At 43.1% G+C, this 19,522-nt stretch carries 14 protein-coding genes; 4 read left to right on the plus strand and 10 right to left on the minus strand.

Features of this window, described 5'->3' with window-relative positions:
- From WBA23_RS08570 to hemE, 3 genes are all read right to left on the minus strand, one after another.
- Positions 1-1,292, minus strand: a 1,292-nt coding sequence (locus tag WBA23_RS08570; protein ID WP_424581860.1) for a SusD/RagB family nutrient-binding outer membrane lipoprotein, incomplete at its 3' end; no start/stop codon positions are given.
- Positions 1,293-1,319: 27 nt separating this feature from the next.
- The gene (locus tag WBA23_RS08575; protein WP_424581861.1) at positions 1,320-4,505 is read right to left on the minus strand and encodes a SusC/RagA family TonB-linked outer membrane protein; all 3,186 of its coding nucleotides are present in this window, start codon (positions 4,503-4,505) and stop codon (positions 1,320-1,322) included.
- Between the two features lie 753 nt (positions 4,506-5,258).
- Positions 5,259-6,308: a uroporphyrinogen decarboxylase gene (gene hemE / locus WBA23_RS08580; RefSeq protein ID WP_424581862.1), complete on the minus strand. Its 1,050-nt coding sequence runs from the start codon at positions 6,306-6,308 to the stop codon at positions 5,259-5,261.
- A gap of 77 nt (positions 6,309-6,385) precedes the next feature.
- Here hemE and WBA23_RS08585 point away from each other — a divergent pair, with 77 nt between their 5' ends.
- The gene (locus WBA23_RS08585) at positions 6,386-7,750 is read left to right on the plus strand and encodes an NAD-dependent succinate-semialdehyde dehydrogenase (protein WP_424581863.1); all 1,365 of its coding nucleotides are present in this window, start codon (positions 6,386-6,388) and stop codon (positions 7,748-7,750) included.
- A gap of 56 nt (positions 7,751-7,806) precedes the next feature.
- Here the strand turns inward: WBA23_RS08585 and kdsB are convergent, their stop codons facing one another.
- Positions 7,807-8,550, minus strand: coding sequence for a 3-deoxy-manno-octulosonate cytidylyltransferase (gene kdsB / locus WBA23_RS08590; RefSeq protein WP_424581864.1), 744 nt, complete (start codon positions 8,548-8,550; stop codon positions 7,807-7,809).
- 62 nt (positions 8,551-8,612) lie between these two features.
- A complete protein-coding gene (locus WBA23_RS08595) occupies positions 8,613-8,909 on the minus strand; it encodes a DUF427 domain-containing protein (RefSeq protein WP_424581865.1) in 297 nt (98 codons plus the stop codon).
- Between the two features lie 241 nt (positions 8,910-9,150).
- On the opposite strand from WBA23_RS08595, the gene WBA23_RS08600 reads away from it, so the two are divergent.
- Positions 9,151-10,485: an NAD(P)/FAD-dependent oxidoreductase gene (locus tag WBA23_RS08600; protein WP_424581866.1), complete on the plus strand. Its 1,335-nt coding sequence runs from the start codon at positions 9,151-9,153 to the stop codon at positions 10,483-10,485.
- A gap of 17 nt (positions 10,486-10,502) precedes the next feature.
- On the opposite strand, the gene WBA23_RS08605 is transcribed toward WBA23_RS08600, so the two are convergent.
- Positions 10,503-12,173, minus strand: a complete 1,671-nt coding sequence (locus WBA23_RS08605; RefSeq protein ID WP_424581867.1) for an IPT/TIG domain-containing protein — start codon at positions 12,171-12,173, stop codon at positions 10,503-10,505.
- A gap of 63 nt (positions 12,174-12,236) precedes the next feature.
- The gene (locus WBA23_RS08610; protein WP_424581868.1) at positions 12,237-12,863 is read right to left on the minus strand and encodes a hypothetical protein; all 627 of its coding nucleotides are present in this window, start codon (positions 12,861-12,863) and stop codon (positions 12,237-12,239) included.
- A gap of 593 nt (positions 12,864-13,456) precedes the next feature.
- Between WBA23_RS08610 and WBA23_RS08615 the strand changes: the two genes are divergently transcribed.
- Positions 13,457-14,557: an ATP-binding protein gene (locus WBA23_RS08615; protein WP_424581869.1), complete on the plus strand. Its 1,101-nt coding sequence runs from the start codon at positions 13,457-13,459 to the stop codon at positions 14,555-14,557.
- Positions 14,558-14,713: 156 nt separating this feature from the next.
- Here the strand turns inward: WBA23_RS08615 and WBA23_RS08620 are convergent, their stop codons facing one another.
- A complete protein-coding gene (locus tag WBA23_RS08620) occupies positions 14,714-15,115 on the minus strand; it encodes a response regulator (RefSeq protein WP_424581870.1) in 402 nt (133 codons plus the stop codon).
- 15 nt (positions 15,116-15,130) lie between these two features.
- The gene (locus tag WBA23_RS08625; protein WP_424581871.1) at positions 15,131-17,143 is read right to left on the minus strand and encodes a PAS domain-containing protein; all 2,013 of its coding nucleotides are present in this window, start codon (positions 17,141-17,143) and stop codon (positions 15,131-15,133) included.
- Positions 17,144-17,435: 292 nt separating this feature from the next.
- On the opposite strand from WBA23_RS08625, the gene WBA23_RS08630 reads away from it, so the two are divergent.
- Positions 17,436-18,029 (plus strand): hypothetical protein, encoded by a 594-nt coding sequence (locus tag WBA23_RS08630; protein ID WP_424581872.1) that lies wholly within the window; start codon positions 17,436-17,438, stop codon positions 18,027-18,029.
- Positions 18,030-18,052: 23 nt separating this feature from the next.
- Here the strand turns inward: WBA23_RS08630 and WBA23_RS08635 are convergent.
- Positions 18,053-19,522, minus strand: a 1,470-nt coding sequence (locus tag WBA23_RS08635) for a polysaccharide biosynthesis tyrosine autokinase (RefSeq protein WP_424581873.1), incomplete at its 5' end; no start/stop codon positions are given.

Raw genomic sequence — 19,522 nt, forward strand, 5'->3', positions numbered from 1 at the left:
ATCCAGGTCTGCTCAGAAATCACCTCCACTGCATTAGCGGCGGTTAGCGAAGGAATAGTAGCAAGAAAAGCAGTAGTAGCTTCCTCGCCAATTCCTCGGTACGCCATTGCAGCTTGAGTAGCGGCTCGGAATCGGGCATCAGCTTCGGCTACTCCTCCCGGAGCGAAGCCTCGGGCAATAGCTTCCGCCTCTAAGTATAGTTGCTCTTGGTACGAAAATAACACATCCGGAGTCGTAGGACGTACTAACTCAAACTCGCCATCAGAAGCCGTACTAAGTACCCACGCCTCATCGGCATCAATATTTCCACCCGGGGGTACTCCGATAATTTCTCCGTTAGGGTCAACCTCTCCTCCTGGATAAGGCTCAAAGTACGCTTCCAAACGAGGATCATTGTACTTCTTCATTACCTCAACCATTGCTTCGCTAGCGAAGTAAAAGAGGTTTTGCCCACCAGCAAAAGCGTTTAGGGTTTCCCAGAAAGGATTACGGTTACCCGATTCACCAAAGAAAGGATATAATGCATTATCATCCGCTGAAGAAATCATATCTCCTTCTTGAATCAATGCAGCAATATCACCCGCTTTAGATGGGTCGGAACCTACCATAATCATCATCGTTCGTAGCTTTAGCGACTTGGCAAACTTCCGCCAGTTATCCATATCCCCACCAAAAATCAAGTCATTACCAGAAATAGACAATGGGCTTTCAGGATCAATTTGAGCCAGTGCTTCGTCTAATAGGCCAAGTACCCCGTTCAATACCTGCTCCTGCGGATCAAAAGTAGGGTTGGGTGATTGTAACTCTAGCGTTCCAAAATCAATATCCACTGCCTCTACAAAGGGGGCATCTTCCCAAATAAGGGTAGTAGATAAAAACGTCATTGCCTGAAAGATTTTACACTGCGCCGCGGCGTTGTTATTCACCGGATCAGCCCCTTCGGCACCCTGCACCGCTAGCGTTAGGTTCTTTTGGATCTCTCGGTAGTGAGATCGCCAAGTATTTCCGTTTGAGAAAATACTAATGATGTAGCGTTCAGGCTGCGTAAACACTCCAGCTCCCAAGTTTCCACCACCCGACCACAACTGGGCGGCCGTAGCGGCCGTAGGGCCAAAATCAATCACTCGGTTGGTAGAATACTGGTTCAGTGCCCCAGTAAATAGTAGCGGCGGCTCCGCACTGGTGGCCTCGTTCGGATCCTGGTTTACGTCGAGAAAGTCGCTCTCGCAGGATGAAGCTAGCCACACAACGGCAGCTAGCATGATATATTTTGTCTTATGTAGTAAATTCATAATTATCAGTTTTTTACTGTACCACTATTAAAAGCCAAGTTGTATGTTAAACCCAACGCTTCGCGAAGAAGGCACACTGTTAAATTCTACTCCCTCACCAATCAAGCTAGTACCAAAGAAATTTGTCTCCGGATCAATGTGCGGAACTTCACTATGGATTAATAAAAGGTTACGACCTTCAATACCAATAGCCACCTTTTGGAAAAACGTATTTTCTATCAGTGACTGAGGCAAAGAATAGCTCAGAACAACCTCACGTAGCTTCACGTAGGTAGCATCGAAGATATTACTTTCGATAATATTTGATGCCGAGTAGCTTCCCCACCAATCTTGCATAGATCGTACTGGTACGTTGTTAGGGCTAAATGAGCCGTCCTCGTTTTCAATAACCCCCTGATCAATAAAGGTTTGACCTCGGTTGGCTAGCGTTTCTACAGACCGACCCGAAGAGCGGAGCGTTTGAACCGTGTTAGACCACAGTTTGCCACCCTGGCGCATATCAATTAAAAAGCTCAGGTTAACACCTTTGTAGTTAAGGTTATTTTGAATACCAAGCAGGTAGTCGGGAAAGATACTACCGAAGCGCTGGCGATCTCCTACCTGACGTTCACCCGTAGTTTCATTAATAATTAACTCACCGGCATCGTTCCGTAGCCAGCCGGCTCCGTATAGACCAAAGTCTTGCCCTGGTTCAGCTCGTACAGAAAGACCACTAAAGCCACTTGTTAAAGCTAACTCATCTAACCCAGGAGCTAAATTTTCTACCGCCTGACGGTTTCGGGTGAAGTTAAACGTTACGTCCCAGTTAAAGTTAGTCGTTTGAACCGGCGTGATGGCTAATAAAGCTTCAATGCCCCGGTTACTAACCTCACCAACATTAGTTCGTATGGCTTCAAAACCAGTAGACTGCGGAATTTGCACCGAGATAATCTGATCGGAAGTTACTGTATTATAGTAAGTAAAATCAATGCTTACCCGACCATCAAAGAGCTGTAGCTCAGTACCGATCTCAAACGTATTCTGGTTCTGCGGTAATAATGAGTTCCCGGGAGGAATGGTATTGGTAGCGGCAAACGCTAATTGCCCACCGTGTGGATACGTATTATCCGCAACGAACTGAGTAAACAGATCCGGTTCCGGAGTATAGGTAAACGCTAACTGGTACGGGTTTTCGTCACTACCTACGTTGGCCCAACTGGCTCGTATTTTACCGTAGGATAAAACACTGTTGCTAATGCCTAAAGCATCGGTGAAAATAAATGAGGTACTCACACCAGGATAAAAGAAGGAATTATTTTGCCTAGGTAGCGTAGAACTCCAGTCGTTACGCGCGGTTAAATTAACGAAGAAGTAGTCGTCGTAGTCAAACTGAATATCGGTATACACTCCGTACAGACGGCGAATATTAGAGAAGTTCTCCGGAGTAGTTGCATTGGCATTCGGGTATACGTACAGGTTATCAGCACTTAAATCACTCGCTCGTACCCGAGTTCGTTCATTAATAATTTGATTTACATTCCAGCCCACTAAACCTCTAAAGCCAACTTTGCTAGAAATATCTTTGGTCACGGTAGCAATTACATCCGAATTTACTTGTCGTTGGAAGATCGTACGATCGTCGAACTCACCGTTTAACCGGTTGATTGTTCCTTTGCGGATGATTGACCGACGGGTTTCATCGAAGAAATCGTTACCAATTCGTCCCATAATATTCAACCAGTCGGTAGGGTCGTAATCCAACTGAATGTTTCCGTAGATACGCTCTACTCGGTTATTTAGTGGATTGTTCTCAACAACCCAGAAAGGATTGTTAATTGTGTTGTTACCATTCAATCCAATAGCGTTTCCGTTTTCATCTACAATATTGTTTCTTAGTAGTTCGGTATCCAACGTACGGGGTAGTCCATTCACTTGACTTACCACAATGTTAGGATCATTACTTCCCTGCCGGGGTCGGCCAATGCCTTCGGTTCGCACGTAGTTCACCGAAGCCCGAGCCCGTACTTTATCGGTTAGTTTAGCTCCAGTATTAATAGAAACACTGCTACGATTCAACTCATTACCGGGGATAATTCCTTTTTGGTTGAGGTGAGTATATCCCAAGCGAAAGTCTAACATATCGTTAGCTGTACCGAACGATACGCTGTTAATCATCGTGGTTCCGGTTTCGTAGAAGTCGCGAGCGTTATCGGGGTAGGCCCGTAAAGGACGATCTTCACCATTAAACGGGAACTGCGGAAAGTTTTGCCCTTGTACTTCGCTAATGCGAGGGCCCCATCCGCCAGTAAAGTTATTAGAGTCGAACACACCATAATCACCCTGGGCGTATTCATTCTGAAAATCTGGCAATCGGAACGGACGGTCGAAGCGCAGTGAGGAATTAACCTGAATGGACGCTTGTCCTTTCTTGCCTCGTTTAGAGGTAATCATTATTACACCATCTCGGGCTCGTTGCCCGTATAGGGCTACTGCTGAAGCTCCTTTTAGTATACTAATATTTTCAATATCGTCCGGGTTTAAGTCACCGGCCCGGTTTCCTACGTCGGCCCCGCCCCCAATAATATCGTTTCGGCTACCATTAAAGGCATTGTTAGAGATTGGCACCCCATCTACCACATAAAGTGGTTGACTGGTGCCCGCCAGGGAATTTGCTCCTCGAATCTGCACCTGTACCGACCCACCAGCAGTACCTGACTGACTAGTGACCCGTACTCCGGGAACACGACCAGAAAGAGCGTTCAGAGCATTGTCAGAGCGTACTCTAGTAAGCTCTTCGCCGTCGACAGTAGATACCGCGTAACCTAGCTCGCGTTGCTCTCGCTCAATACCCATGGCAGTTACTACCACTTCGGTGAGTTGTTGCACATCCTCGTCCATAGTTACATTAATGGTACTCTGTCCACCAATAGTTACTTCTAACTCTTGATAGCCAATGAACGAAAATTGTAATACCTCGGCACTTTCTGACACATTGAGCCGATAGTTACCGTCAATATCCGTGACGGTACCAGTGGTTGTGCTTTTTACAATAACGTTTACCCCGGGCAGTGCTGCACCACCATCGGTTGAGGTAACTGTCCCGGATATAGTTCGATCCTGGGCAAGCGCCACGGAGGCTGTGCCCCATAACGCGAATAGGAACAGCCACTTACCGACTCTTGAGAATCGGCAAGCCCACTGCCCTGCTACATAGTTTGTAGAACTGTTCTTCATAAGATGAGAAATTATTTGATAGGTAAAAAATAGTGACTATTTACTGTAGTAGTAGCTGAAGGTTAGCCAGTTGAAGCTATTCGGAGGATTGTATGCATGCCGAATAATAAATAATATACAAACATAACTTTTGAAATTTCAAAAGGCAAGTTTTGTTTTGGCTAAGATAAAAATATTACACTAATCTTACACAAAAATAAGCAAATATGTAATGAGACAGACGATCTTAATTTTTACAAATCTACTAAATTGTCGTTGCTAACTGTCTAGATTTTTTCCTTAGACGGTAAAAACCGTATTATCTTTTAAAAGTTTGATATAAACTGATTGAAATAATTGCGAAGAAGAAAGTACATATTAAATTTACATACTGTTTCATTCTCTACTTCGCTTTTCAAAATTTCTTATCTTTTCCTAATTGATTATTAACCTATTCAGGATAAGCAACAAAGACCCAATGAAACCCATCCAACTTAGGATACTTCACTAAAAAATTATTAAATTATCAAGTGGGATTCTTGTTAGTAGATGTTCATTCTAACTGTCGCTACTAATCATTATAAGTTGCTTTATTATCTGTAAAATTGTGATTTACCTACTGACGCACTAATACTACATTAGTATCTAGTAGTTAGTCCGCCACTTGGCATCAGCACACTTCGTTCAGATTCGCGATTGCCCTTGAGGCGACCTGAACACGGTTAAAATAATATATTTCGCCAGAAAGTGACTTGTCAGAAAAGTAGGATTAGATCATTCGCGCATACTGGTACTGTACTCCTTCACCGTATCAATGAAGCAGCGCACGTGATCAGGGGAAATATCAGGGTACACCCCGTGCCCTAAATTGGCAACATGTTGGTAGGGGCCAAAGGCATCTAATATTTGGCGGGTTGCTTGCTTAATCTGATTAAAGCCAGCGTAAAGGGCCGCTGGGTCTAAGTTACCTTGTAATACTTTAGTACTACCAACTACTGAGCGGGCGTGGGGGATTTCAGTGTTCCAGTCGATACCTACTGTAGTGCAGGGTAGTTGACCAACTTGCGCTAGGCTTGCGTAGGCTCCCTTGGCGAATACCGTAATAGGTACTTCCGTGATTGCTTTGCAGATTTGCTGAATATACGGTAAGGAAAATTGCTCGAAGTGAGCCGAAGGTAAGATACCCGCCCAGGAATCAAATATCTGCACTATATCGGCTCCAGCGGCAATCTGGGCTTTCAGGTAACGAATAGTGCTTTCGGTGATCATACTGAGTAATTGCCGCGATAGGTCAGGCTGCGTATATAACATGGCTCGGGCCTTGGAGAAGGTTTTACTCCCTGAACCTTCTATCATATAAGCAAAAATAGTCCAAGGGGCTCCAGCAAAGCCAATGATCGGCACTCGTCCATCTAGCTCCTTTTTCACTAGCTTGATTGCCTCGGGGGTGTAGGCCAAATCATCGGAGATATCGGCCACTTTAAGCCGATTAATATCAGCTTTACTGCTAATTGTGCGGGGAAATACCGGCCCCCGACTTTCTACCATTTCGTAGGGCAACCCCATCGCTTCTGGAATCACCAAAATATCGGAAAAGATAATTGCCGCATCTACTCCCAGAATATCAACCGGCTGAATGGTAACTTCAGCAGCTCGCTCGGGAGTTTTTACCAACTCAACAAAACCACTTAACTGCGCTCGCACTGCCCGGTATTCAGGTAAAATGCGCCCGGCTTGTCGCATTAGCCACACCGGAGTTCGCTCCGTTTTTTCGCCCCGAACGGTGCGAAGTAATAGATCGTTTTTTAAGTAAGGCTGTTTCATGCTATATTTATCACTATTATACACGCTTTCGTTCCTATTGCAGTCAAATTTTTTCGTTAAAGATAGCTTTTTTACGTATGCCCATCCAAAGTATCAACCCCCTTAATAACCAGACTATTGAAAAGTTTGAAGAACACTCTGATCAAGAAATAGAGAAGATTTTAACGGAAGCAGAAAGCACTTACGTTTGCTGGAAAGACTTTACGTTTGCGGAGCGTTCTCAGCGTATGTACGCCGCTGCTCGGCAGTTGCAGCAGCACAAAGAACGCTACGCACAGCTGATGACTAACGAAATGGGCAAAGTAAAGCAAGAAGCCATTGCTGAAGTAGAAAAATGTGCACTGACCTGTGAATACTACGCCGAGCACGCCGAGCAGTTTTTGGCTGATGAACCCCTCAAAGTACCGGAAGGTGAAGCCTACATTAGCTACGATCCAATAGGAACAGTATTGGCCATTATGCCCTGGAATTTTCCCTTCTGGCAGGTTATTCGGTTTATAGCTCCCAACTTAATGACTGGCAATGTAGGTGTTCTGAAGCACGCGTCTAACGTTTCGCAGTGCGCTTTGGCTTTGGAGGAAGTATTTCGCGAAGCGGGATTTCCGGCGGGAGCTTTTCAGACACTGCTAATACCAAATAAAAAAGTAAACGATCTACTAGAAGACCCTAGAATTAAGGCTGTTACTCTTACCGGTAGCGAAGGAGCGGGCAGTAGCGTAGCCAAAAAGGCGGGGGAGCAAATTAAAAAAACGTTGCTAGAACTAGGAGGGAGCGATCCGTTCATTGTTTTGGACGATGCCGATGTAGCGCGCGCAGCCGAAGTTGGAGTAAAAGCCCGAATGATTAATTGCGGACAAAGCTGTATTGCTGCCAAACGCTTCATTATTCATCAGGCGGTTTATGACGATTTCACTAGTCTGTTTTTACAAAAGATGCAGCAGCTAAAGCAAGGAGACCCTAACGAAGAAGATACTGATTACGGCCCTATGGCGCGCATTGATTTAGCGGATGGATTGGTAGAACAAGTCCAAAAATCAGTGGAAAAGGGGGCAAAAGTGCTACTGGGCGGAACCCGACCCAATAAGGAAGGAGCTTTTATGGATGCTACTGTATTAGCCGATATACCTCCCGGCACGCCCGCCTACGATGAGGAGCTATTTGGTCCGGTAGCTTGCCTGTTTAAGGTCGATTCTGAAGATGAAGCAGTTCGCATTGCCAACGATTCTCGCTACGGACTGGGTGGTTCCGTTTGGACGCAGGATATTGAACGAGGTAAAGCCCTAGCGCGAAGAATTGAGTCAGGTGCCGTTTACGTTAATAAAATGACGGCTTCGCATCCGGCCGTACCCTTTGGAGGAGTTAAGCTATCGGGCTATGGACGCGAACTATCCCACCTAGGTATTCGCGAGTTTGTGAATCAAAAAACCGTATGGATTGCTTGAGTGCCTAGCGATAAACATGAGTGAATGTTTGCTATTCTATCATTCAGTTCTTCAGTTTACTTGATACCCATATGCTGCTTAGCTCGCTCTAAATCAGCCGGAGTATCTACACTTAGACTTTCGTGTTGGGTAACTCCTACTTTAATGCGGTAGCCATTTTCAATCCAGCGTAACTGCTCTAAAGATTCTGCTTTTTCCAATGACGAAACGGGTAACTCGGTAATTTCTTGTAGAATATCGGCTCGGTAGGCATACAAATGAACGTGTTTGTAGAAAGTATGGCGTTGCAGCCACTGCTCAGCCGGAACATCCCGAAGGTAAGGAATAGCCGTTCGGCTAAAATAGATTGCTTCCCGGCGGGTATTGAAAATCACCTTCATCATGTTGGGGTTATTCAGCACCGAAGCATCATGAATCTCCGATACCAGCGTGCCCAACTGAGTTTGCCCGTCCAGTAAATCAGCTAACTCATTAATAGCTTGGGGCTGCACAAAAGGCTCATCTCCCTGAATATTGACTACATAGTCGTACGCTTCGGTCTGCTGGTCCAATGTTTCTCGGCAACGGTCGGTACCCGATGGATGGCTGGGGCTAGTCATACTAACTTTTCCCCCGAAGGAGATAATATGCTCCGCAATTTTCTCGTGGTCGGTAGCTACAATCACCGCATCTAATCTACTTGCTTGCAAAGCTTGCTCGTATACTCGCTGCACCATGCTTTTACCGCCAATATCGGCCATCACTTTCTGTGGGAACCGCGATGAAGCCCAGCGAGCCGGAATAATGCCAAGAATTTTCATGATAACAATGATTGAAGAACTGAAGAGTTGAACATGTAAGTGCTTACCATTCATTTTATCATTCAGTTCTTCAACTCTTCAGTAATCTCTACTTTATTGGAGTAGAACGCTACGTGGTCTTTAATTTGTTTAGCAGCATCCTTTGGGGCCGGATAATACCAGGCTATATCTTTGGCTTTTTCTCCGTCTACCTCCAAGCTGTAGTAAGAAGCTTCCCCCTTCCAAGGGCAAGTGGAATGAGTATGGCTATCAGTGAAGTAGTCTCGCTTAATGGATTCTGGTGGAAAATAATGGTTTCCTTCTACTACTTCGGTCTGATCGCTTTCGGCAATCACTTGGTTGTTAAAAATGGCTTTCATTGTTATTTTAGTGTTAAAGTGTGTTCGTGTGTTCGAGTACAAAGTCCTGTGTTTAGAGTTCTGAGTCCACTTTTATAAACTCAAAACTCAGAACCTTTAAACTTTAGTACTTGAACACAGCAATCTCTAAAGTGTTACATCAATCTATTGAGCTTTTTTTCTTTATCGGAAGAATACCCGAGAGACCCGAACAATTTGGATTAACATATCTTATCAATGAGTATTATATTTCCTTAAAATTATGAGTCAGTACGGACTTCGCATTCCCGATCCGAAGAATAAAAAACGAGTAGTGGTTGTTGGTGGGGGCTTTGGTGGCATGAATCTGCTAAAGTACTTAGACGAAAAAGTGTATCAGGTGGTGTTGTTTGACCGAAACAACTTTCACACCTTTGTTCCGCTGCTCTACCAGGTAGCTACCGCGGGTATTGAGCCCGATTCTATTGTAGACCCGCTCCGGAACTTACTACGAAAGCGCGTCGACACACATTTCCGAATGATGAAGGTGCTACAAGTGCGCCCGGAAGCTCAGGAAATTGATACGGCTATTGGCTCTTTGCACTACGATTATCTAATAATTGCCACGGGCACGGATGCTAATTTTTACGGCAATAAAAACATTGAGTCTAAAGCCTTAAAATTGCAAACACTACAGGACTCACTAAATATGCGTAGCCGCATTTTGCAGAATTTTGAAATGGCCACGCTATCTAACGATCATGCTGAGCGCGATCGCCTGACCAACTTTATTATTGTAGGAGGAGGGCCCACTGGAGTAGAATTAGCCGGAACAATGGCCGAACTTCGCGAATATGTACTACCCCGCGATTATCCCGAGTTAGACTTTGGGATTATGAGCATCTACCTGGTGCACAGTCGCGACTACCTACTACCGTACATGCCCGAAAAGGCTGGCCAACAGGCAGCTAAGTTTTTACGCGAAATGGGAGTAGAAATTATTCTGAATACCAAGGTTACCGATTACGACGGCCACATAGCCACACTAGATGACGGACGTACATTAGACGGCGAATGCTTGATTTGGTGCGCGGGGGTGCAAGGCCTGACTATTCCGGGATTCCCCGAGGAAAGTACCGAACGAAGAAATTACTTGGTAGACGAGTTTAATCAGGTACAAGGGGTTGAGCATGTTTTTGCCATTGGCGATATTGCCCTACAAAAAACCGAAGCTTACCCCGACGGTCATCCAGGAGTAGCTCAAACAGCAATTCAGCAGGGAAAGCAACTGGCTAATAACTTGATGCGGCTCAGTCGGCAGCAGGAGATGAAACCCTTTCACTACACCAACCGGGGTACCATTGCCACGGTAGGACGTAACAAAGCTGTGGCTAACTTTTTGGGTAAAATTCGTTCGGGAGGTTGGTTTGCTTGGTTTGCTTGGTGGGTGGTACACATTTACTACTTAGTAGGGTTCCGGAACAAACTGGGTACACTGTCCAATTGGATACTTAACTACTTTTCTTTTCGCCACAGTAGCCGCCTTATTGTTCGGCCTTTTGTTCGTCGTGAAGATAGCGAAGAACAAGAGCTATTCGCTAAAAATATTGGTGCTTAGAAGAAGCGACCGTTCATCTACTTTCCAGGGACGAACTGCCATACATCTTGGTACGTTGTTTGCCTCCTATCAATATACCCCCATCCGGCTCCCATATACATTTTATCATTGATAATAAACGTGAATGGGTCAATACGGTCTTGTCCAGGAAACCCTACCTCTTCAATTAGCTCATTCTCTACTGGATCATACTCAAAAAATCTATCAAGGTAAAAATCTAAGTAATAAACCTTATTATTCAATACATATATTGCATTGTCCATGTGAATGTAGGCATCACTCTCTATTTCGGCAAAGGTATCAGTAGCAGTATCGTACTGATAGACTTTAGCACTTACGATATACCCTTTTCCATTAATATACACTCCTACTGGCGGGTTAAATACGTTAAGTCCGTCGCTAGGAAAGTCAGCTAGTCTTAACCAAGTATCAGAAGCAGGGTCATATTTCCAAAAATCTAGCGGATTCTTGGAACCATCGCTTTCTCCCATTCCGAAAAATCCGTGAATACCATCGGTGAAGGATAATAACTCCCGCCTTCCATTGCCAGGAAAATCCTTCCGAGGAGTAAGTAATTTAGTAGTAGGATCAAACTGCCATAGTTTGGTTCCACTCAGTATATAAGCCTTTTCGGCAATCACTACTGCTCGCATGTATCTCAACGCTACACTATTATCGAAGGTCTGGTATAGCGACCATACTTCAGCTACCGGATCATACGTGTATAGATTATTTTTAATAAGTACGTAACCTTTATTGTTAATAGCAAATCCTACTGTATTTTTTACTTGACCCTCCGGCAAGCTTTGCTTTTGCGTCCAATTGCCCCCTGAAAGTACCGTAAGTGGGGCTTCATCAGCGTTTGGAATTGAATTTCCGTTTCCATCAACAACTTCAATAGTAGCTTCGCCTACTGATACGTCTTTAGGAATTTTTACTATGTATTCACGCCCTCCGTTTCTAGGGTACTCCCCTTCTGACTCAACTTTTACCCCCCCTACCCGAAAGACATTCCCGCTGCCTTGACCGGGTATAATTACTGATAACGTAACTCCTTGCCTCACTTTGTTAGGGGAAAACGTAAAGCCCGCCTGATAATTGAAAGGTAGTGCATTACTTACGGCACCCCCAACTCGCACCGTAACCTCTACACTTCCGGTTGAAGTTTTGGGCGCAATAAATGTTATTTGAGTATCGGTCATTTCAAGGATGCTAGCAGTATCTCCTGCCATAAATACAGAAACTTGCTCGGGTTCTACTCCAAAATACTGTCCGGTAATTACTACTTTCGTATTAGTAGTACCTTCTGTAGGAGAGAGTTTTTCTAGCTGTGGGCTTGAAGTACTAAAAGAAATCGTTGATGAACGATAAGTATCAGTTTTTGTGCGAGCGTAGATTCGGTAGTAGTACGTGGTGCCAAGTTTTAAATTAGAGAGCGTAGTTGTAATAAGCCCTTCTGCGAACGGAGAATCAAGAATTTCTACTGGCGATATTTCATTAGGCTCCCTTCCTTCTTGCCACTGAAAACCATACTCTAACACTTCCTCAGTACCTTTTTCGATCACCTGTGCCTGAATGGTAGCTGTATTGTTAGTAATATCAAATGCTTCACTAATTACCAATTGAGGTAAGATAATAGGGTCTTCTTTTTCACAACATACTATCCCGAATAGGATAAGTATCCACATACAGATAAACTTTCTTGACACCTTGCTTATTAGTTTAGTACAAAACGTTATACACTATTTTACTTATGCTTTCACTATTAGCCCTAGAGCCTCTAATTGCTGGGGTTGGTCAGCAAATACAATGCGAGCAATACCCATGAATCTCTTCATCCAGATATGCAGCTCCCTGTAGGTCGCTCGGCGGTCTTGTGTAAGCTGCTGGGCTTGGCTCTTTACTCTACGCTGTAGAGAAAGTGATTCTGTGACTTTGCTCACCATCTTGTTAGCTTCGTCTAATTCTTTTTTAGGCACATGGTACTTCACCATTAGGTCAACTGGTACGTGCGTATAGAACTTTTTTGCTTGTTCCAGCCAATCTATTGTAGCTCCTTCTCGCCGACCGGTAATCCTCATATCGTCAGCGTATCCTTCTCGGGCAAAAGCAGTCCGAGCTACATTCATATGACTACTAAATAATCTCAACGTAGTGTCTTTTGCTTGATTAAGCGAGCGAGTAGCTCTACGTACTACCCCATTTGCGGCATCCCGGTCTTTAGTGATATGCCCCACTTTGGCATGCAAAGCTAATCCTTGCTTAAGTGTTTTTTCGTCGTAGCCATACTTACTAAAAACTACTAGTAATAGAGGGGTACCAATGGCATTGCTTAAGGCGGTAAAACTTTGATTCAGAAATTGATTTTCTTTGGGCATAGTGATATTGCTTAATTAATACTCAAATTTAAATCTAATTGAGATAAAATAATATTATATTAATTTTATAATATACTAATGTGCCTTCTTAACTTATATATTGCTATTTCTACGTTACATTATTTAATTTTATGAACTACAGTAGCTATACTGTATTATTGACTTCACTGAATTAGTTGTAAAATAGTGTAAGTTTTATAGCTACTCATCATGGTAAAGAGTATATAGTGCGTTTTGATGCACTATTCTTTTCTATAGAGGGTTCATCGATAGATTGCCACCTCTTACTGTTGCCCATATAGCGTCTGTAGGGTACTTTGGAAGAGGCATCTTGTCTACTGAGTGTTTATAGACTACTTTAATGGGGCAATTTGTGCTTATTGAAGGCCTACAAACTACTTTTAGAAGTAACTTTATCATACAAAATATTGATAGATTCATTTTAGGCAATAACTCCTACTTAGATACTTCCTCAAGATCACTTTTTCTGCTATTTTGATACAACTCGTAACAAATTGGTAAAGCCGTGAATTATTACTATTTTTTGCCAACGCACCTTACTTTTTTAAAACCCTCTACTCCCTGCTCTTACGATGACTACCGAAAATCTCGATCAGCAGATCACTAATAATGTACCTGAATTTTTCTTTATTTGGGATATAGAAAGCCAGAAGATTATTCATCTTACTCAAGGACTTAATGAATACGCCCGACGGGAACTAATAGAAGAACCTGACTACGCCAGAATGGTGGACTTTGTGCATCCTGAGTATCGGGATAAATTTGAAGAGATACTGCGCAGTTTTTCCGTTCACGATACTTATCAAGACCATGATTTACGGGTAAATGAAGAAAAGTACCGAGCCAAATGGCTAAACATTAAAACCTTTCCTGCTGAAGATGATCACGGACGAGTAGTTCGAGTTGTAGCCCATATCTCGGACATAACCAAGAGGAAAGAGGAATTATCGGCCTTAGAAGATTTAAACGAGAAGAATGAAAGCGTCATTCGCATTTTAGCTCATGATCTTAAAAGCCCTATTAACAATATGTTTATGCTTGCCCACTTAGCAGAACGGCAGTTAAAAGACGGGGACAAAGCGCAAGTTCACAATATGATTCAGCTAATACGTAGTTCAGCGCAAGGTATGGGCAAATTAGTAGAAAGTATGTTGGAGCTAATGGAGCTTACGGACTCGCGACTATCAGCAGAAATGCATCAGGTGAATTTCGCTTCTTTAATCAAAAACGCAGTTGAAGACTTAGCACCTCAGTTTGAGGAACATCGTATCCGCTTAATTGAACAATATCCTGAAAAAACTATTTTTGCCCGCTTGGATGCTCAGAAATTTCAGCACGTAGTTAGTAACCTACTGTCCAATGCGCTAAAATTTACTCCTGAATCAGGAGAGGTAACTATTGCAATTCGAGAAGAGGAAGAACAGGTGCTATTTGAGGTTGGCGATACGGGAATTGGTATTTCGGAGGATAAACGGTCTGAGATATTCAAAGAATTTTCTAGTGCTCGAAGAAAGGGTCTACGTGGTGAGAACAGTAGCGGCTTAGGGCTTTCTATTGTTAAAAAGATTGTATCGCTACATCAAGGTACTATCACGATGAAAAGCAGTCCGGGTATTGGTACTACTTTCTTAGTAGCTTTACCCCACCACCAGCAAACATCTTCCGCAGACTAAAAAACTATTTCAATTAATTCTATTGGTCAAAAATAGCTGAGATTACGCTGTTTCATCGTTATGTTTTCGTTAAGTAGCACTGCTATTTTCCTCAAAGATGCCTCGCTATGTCTCAATTCATCTCGCGTTTCCCTAAAATTTCTAACTGAAATAGTTCTAAGCAAAATGTTTTTCTACAACGTGTTCTAGTTTTGTTTCGGTTAAGGGTTTATTTAGCAGATCAGCCATGTTAGTGTGTCCTATTTTTGCAACGTCGGCCGGATTGTTAGAGCTTGTGAGCATCACAACGATAACTGATTTCCGAAGCTTCTCTTCTAGTTGCTCATACTCTTCCAAAAACTCAATGCCGTTCATACCCGGCATGTTCATGTCTAGTAAAATAAGATTCGGCAAGCAACTACCTTGTTGCCACCGAAGTGTAATCAAATCCAGTGCTTGCTGCCCACCGGTAGTCACTAAGACTTCTTGAGCTGCCCCTAAATCATTAATCAAAGACTCGTTGACAAAATTAGTAATCTCGTCATCATCAACTAAAAGAACGCAGTTTAACCGTTGCATAAAAAATAACAGATTTTAACGCTTAAAAAATACCACAAAAGTGGTCCCAGAACCGACTTTGCTTTCAACGGTAATTATCCCTCCTGCATTCTCAACAATCTTTTTGACAATATACAGTCCCACTCCAGTTCCTTCTACATGACTATGCAAACGTTGGAACATCGTAAATAGTTTGGTGTTCTGACTTAGGTCCATGCCTAACCCATTATCTGACACCTTTAGCACATGATGTTCGTCTGTAGTATGCGCTCGAATCTCGACAATTGACGGTCGGCTCGGATCGCGATATTTAATAGCGTTTGATAATAAATTATACACAACGCTGCGTAAGTTCTTAGGAGAGAATCGGATGAGCTTACAATCATCTACCGCTACATTCAGCGTTGTTCCTGCCTGTTCAATTAGCACGGTCAGGTCCATCCGAATATCGTTGATCACGTCTTTTAGATCAACACTTTCAGCTGGTTGATTAGATTGCTTCTGAAGGCGGGTAATCTCACTCATATCGGCCAGAGTACGTAGAAAACGAGTAACCGAGCGGTCTATTAATTTAAATACTTTCTGAACGGCTGGGTTCCCCGTGCTCTCCTGCGGTAAATGCCGCTCAAGCATGTGCAGCAGTCCTTGTACGTTGGTAATGGGGGTTTTCAGATCATGCGAAGCAGTATAAATAAAACTATCTAAGTCAGTATTAATAAAGCTAAGCCGACGGTTGGTATTAGTTAATTCCTGGTTGCTAGCTCGTACTTGCGCGTTAGCCGCTTGTAAGTCTTCATTCAGTATTTTTTGTTCTTGGGTCACTTGATACAAACTATCCTCAGCAGTTTTTTTCTCGTGAATATCGGTTGCCGTACCTACCCAGAGTGTGATCTTTCCCTCTTCGTTATGCATAGGAACCGATCGGCTCAGATGCCAACGGTAACTGCCATCGTGCTGCAAAATGCGGTTTTCACACGTAAATTCTGTCCCGCTTTGTAGAGCATACCAGTAGGTGGTTAGCATATCATCCGTGTCATCAGGATGAATAATCGTCTGCCACTTCCGGTTCGCCAATTGCTTATAAGAAAGACCCGTATAATCATACCACCGTTGACTAAAAAAATCCACCGACCCATCGGGTAAATTGGTCCAGGTCATTTGCGGAATACTATTTAACAGCGTACGGAAGCGTTTTTCACTTTTTTCTAGTACCTGACGCACTTCTACTCGCTCGGTAACTTCGGTGGCTACTGCCGTAATTCCAATAACTTGATCTTGTTCATCTCGAAAGGGATGATACACAAAATCCCAATAAACTGTTTCAGTACGACCATGACGATTAATTTGAGAAGGCGACTCTTTAGCCACATAGGGTTCACCGGTACTCATAGCCTGATGAAGTAACTCTTCATAGCCTTGTCCGGCTAATTCGGGCAGTAGCTCGAAGAGGGGGGTGTTTAGGGCCTGTTTAGAAGTTCGTCCCAGTAGCTCAAAAAAGGCAGTATTGGCCCACTCAATCACGTACTGTGGTCCTCGGTATACCGCAATGGCGGCTGGTGCTTGCATAAATACCGTTGATAAAAGAGTATATTCAGCTATCTGGCTGATCGGCTTTAGCACCGGGGCCGGCTCATTTATTTTAGCGGAGAGGGTTAATTTATGAATAATATAGCGTAGTGCCCCTTGCTCATCAAACACTGGAGTATTAAGCAAATGAGAACATTTTTGCTTGTTACCTCTTTTAGGGGAAGACGGCAAATATGGTTTGCTTGAACGCTGAATACTCTTAAAATCAAATTGATAAGGTTTATTTGTGCTTAGTACTTTTTGAAGCGAATTATGCAACCTGGTTCCGTATCCCTTATCGGTTAGTGGAAAGACCTCCGCCAGTGGTTTTCCCACTATCTTCTGACGGACTTTATCTGTAGCTGATAGATACGCCTCGCTGGCTGTAAGGATGGACAAGTCAGGAGCAAGTACTAAATACAAATCTGGGATTGTATTAAATACCGCTAGCTGATCTGCCGTAAGAATAACTGGAGGGCTCATTGGTAAGAAGTCTTTTGAGAAATTCGCAACTCAGATATAGCTCATTCAGAGAGTGATACTAATAGTTACGAAGACTAAACCACTATATATTTTCAGATCTTCCAGAGGAAGAATAACTTCCTTACCTCGCTTTGTTTCTTCAATATCTCTAGCTAAATAACCACGTAGGGAGAATAAAGTTATACTTCATTTTATAAAGGTATAATGCAGATGGGCTATCTTCTCATCATTCTGTCTTTAGGGCGACTTATGACTACTATCAACTTTTACTAGAGATTACCGTTTTTACGGTATGAGATTTTTGTCTATTACCTTCCTTCTTTTTTCTATTACCGCTTGTGATTATACTAATCAGGTTTCCGAAGAGCTAAACCAGGAGCCCTATTATGATTTAACCGGCTTGGTAGAGCGTCAACTCGCTCACTTAAATTCGCTACGCCCTTCAGTAGAAATCATGGCTACTATCAATGGTCAACAAGAAGTAGAAACTATGCAGAAAGATAGTGCCGATTGGGTTGAGACGCTCAAACTTTTTAGTGAGGCTAGTATTAACCGCCCGGTACTACAAGGGAGTTACCAAGTAAAAGATAGTACTGACCAAAACGGGTTGAACATTCGTATTTATCGGGCTCAGCAACCCGCTGATGTTGAAATCCCGTACTTAGCCGTTTATTATCAAGATACTTTACAGAACGTTCGGAAGATTGAAACGGTCTTTCTTGAAAAGAATGCCCTGTATCGTACCGAACGCCGGATGGAAATGCAGTTATCTTCTAGCGAGCAAGGTCCGTTACTTACGAAATATCAGAGTAGTGGAACGCAAAAAATGATCTTTCGCGATAGCGTACATTATCGGGTAGAGGCTACACTGAAATATCCTTCTTAAGTAGATCAGCTACTCAACCCAATTTAGCTTCTACTAAATATGTTCTTTATTCTCTCAACTATTCCTGGTAGTGGTTCTTCGGAGGTATAATAGTCTTGTCCGTACTTTTCGTAAGCGTAACCGTACTCATTCGCTGAATCTACGCTATTTAAAATCAGCGATAAATTTTCGTGTTTGCGCGTTGTTTGAATACGGTCGATATTTTTGATAAACACTCTACGAGAGAAGTCAGCCCGGACGACATATAGTGGCACATCTGCTTTCTCCATCACCAAGTTTCCATCAGTAACCAAACCTACAGGAGGAGTATCAATCATCACTAAGTCGTACCGATTTTTTAGCTCCTCTAGTGTATCCGCAAATTTCTGACTACCAATTAGTTCTGCTGGATTGGGTGGTATTGCTCCCGCCGGAATAAAGTCTAAGTTGTCTATTTTAGAATGCTGAATACAATCATCTAAAGTATATTTATCAATAAGAATAGTACTCATACCCTTCGCCGTATTTTCAGCGTCAAAAGCGAAGTGTATTTTTGGCCTTCGCATATCCAGGTCAAGTATTATTGTCTTTCGGCCCGACATAGCCATGATACTGGCTAAATTTATGGCAACAAATGTCTTACCTTCCGTACTCACGGTAGAAGTTACCGATACCACTTGACGGCTACCCCTTAACCCCATAAACTGAAGGTTAGTGCGAATGGTACGAAAAGCTTCGCTAACTGCTAATTTAGATGACTCATTGACAACCAGTACTGCCGGTAGTGACTTGGCTCGCCTATACTTAGGTACGCTACCTACAACTGGTACCTGCGTATAACGTTCTAGTTCCGACTGGCTACTGATTTTATCGTGCAATACGTAGGCAATGAGTAAGAAAGCTACACTAAGCACTACTCCAACTACTCCCCCGGCCCCCCGTATTAACAAAACTTCGGGAGCTACTGGAGCACCTGGTAAGGTCGCTGGTGATAAAACAACAAAATCGGTTACCGTACCCGCTTTGGCAATTTCTAACTCATTCTTTTTCTGGATTAGCGAGAGAAATATCTCCTCGTACAGAGCGTAGTATCGCTGGTTTCGGTTGTAATCAGTGCCCCGCGAGGGAAGCCGCATAAATTCTTTTTCTATTTTTTCTCGGTTTTCTGCTATCTCGCTAGCTTCTTGTTTTAAGCTAATCTGATAGCTTCGTAGCAACTCTACTATATTTTTTTTGAGAAGCGCAATCCGCTGATCTTTAAGTTGAATAGCATAAGTTTTTTCTTTATACGATCCGGCCTTTAGTTCTCGATCATTAATCAGTTTATTCAGCTCCTGAATATAGATCGTTATATCTGAAGGATACTCATTAAACAGTGCCGGTTCGGCAAGAACAACCTCTTCATTTTCTACTTGTTCTTCTAACTCGGCTATTGCTTCCTGCATTTGCGTGAGTTCAAATCGCTTCAGCTCCAAGGCTTCCAATTTTGCGATTGCTTCACCAATTTCTGAACT

Origin of the sequence: Tunicatimonas sp. (genome assembly GCF_049647865.1) — a bacterium.
GTDB lineage: Bacteria > Bacteroidota > Bacteroidia > Cytophagales > Cyclobacteriaceae > Tunicatimonas.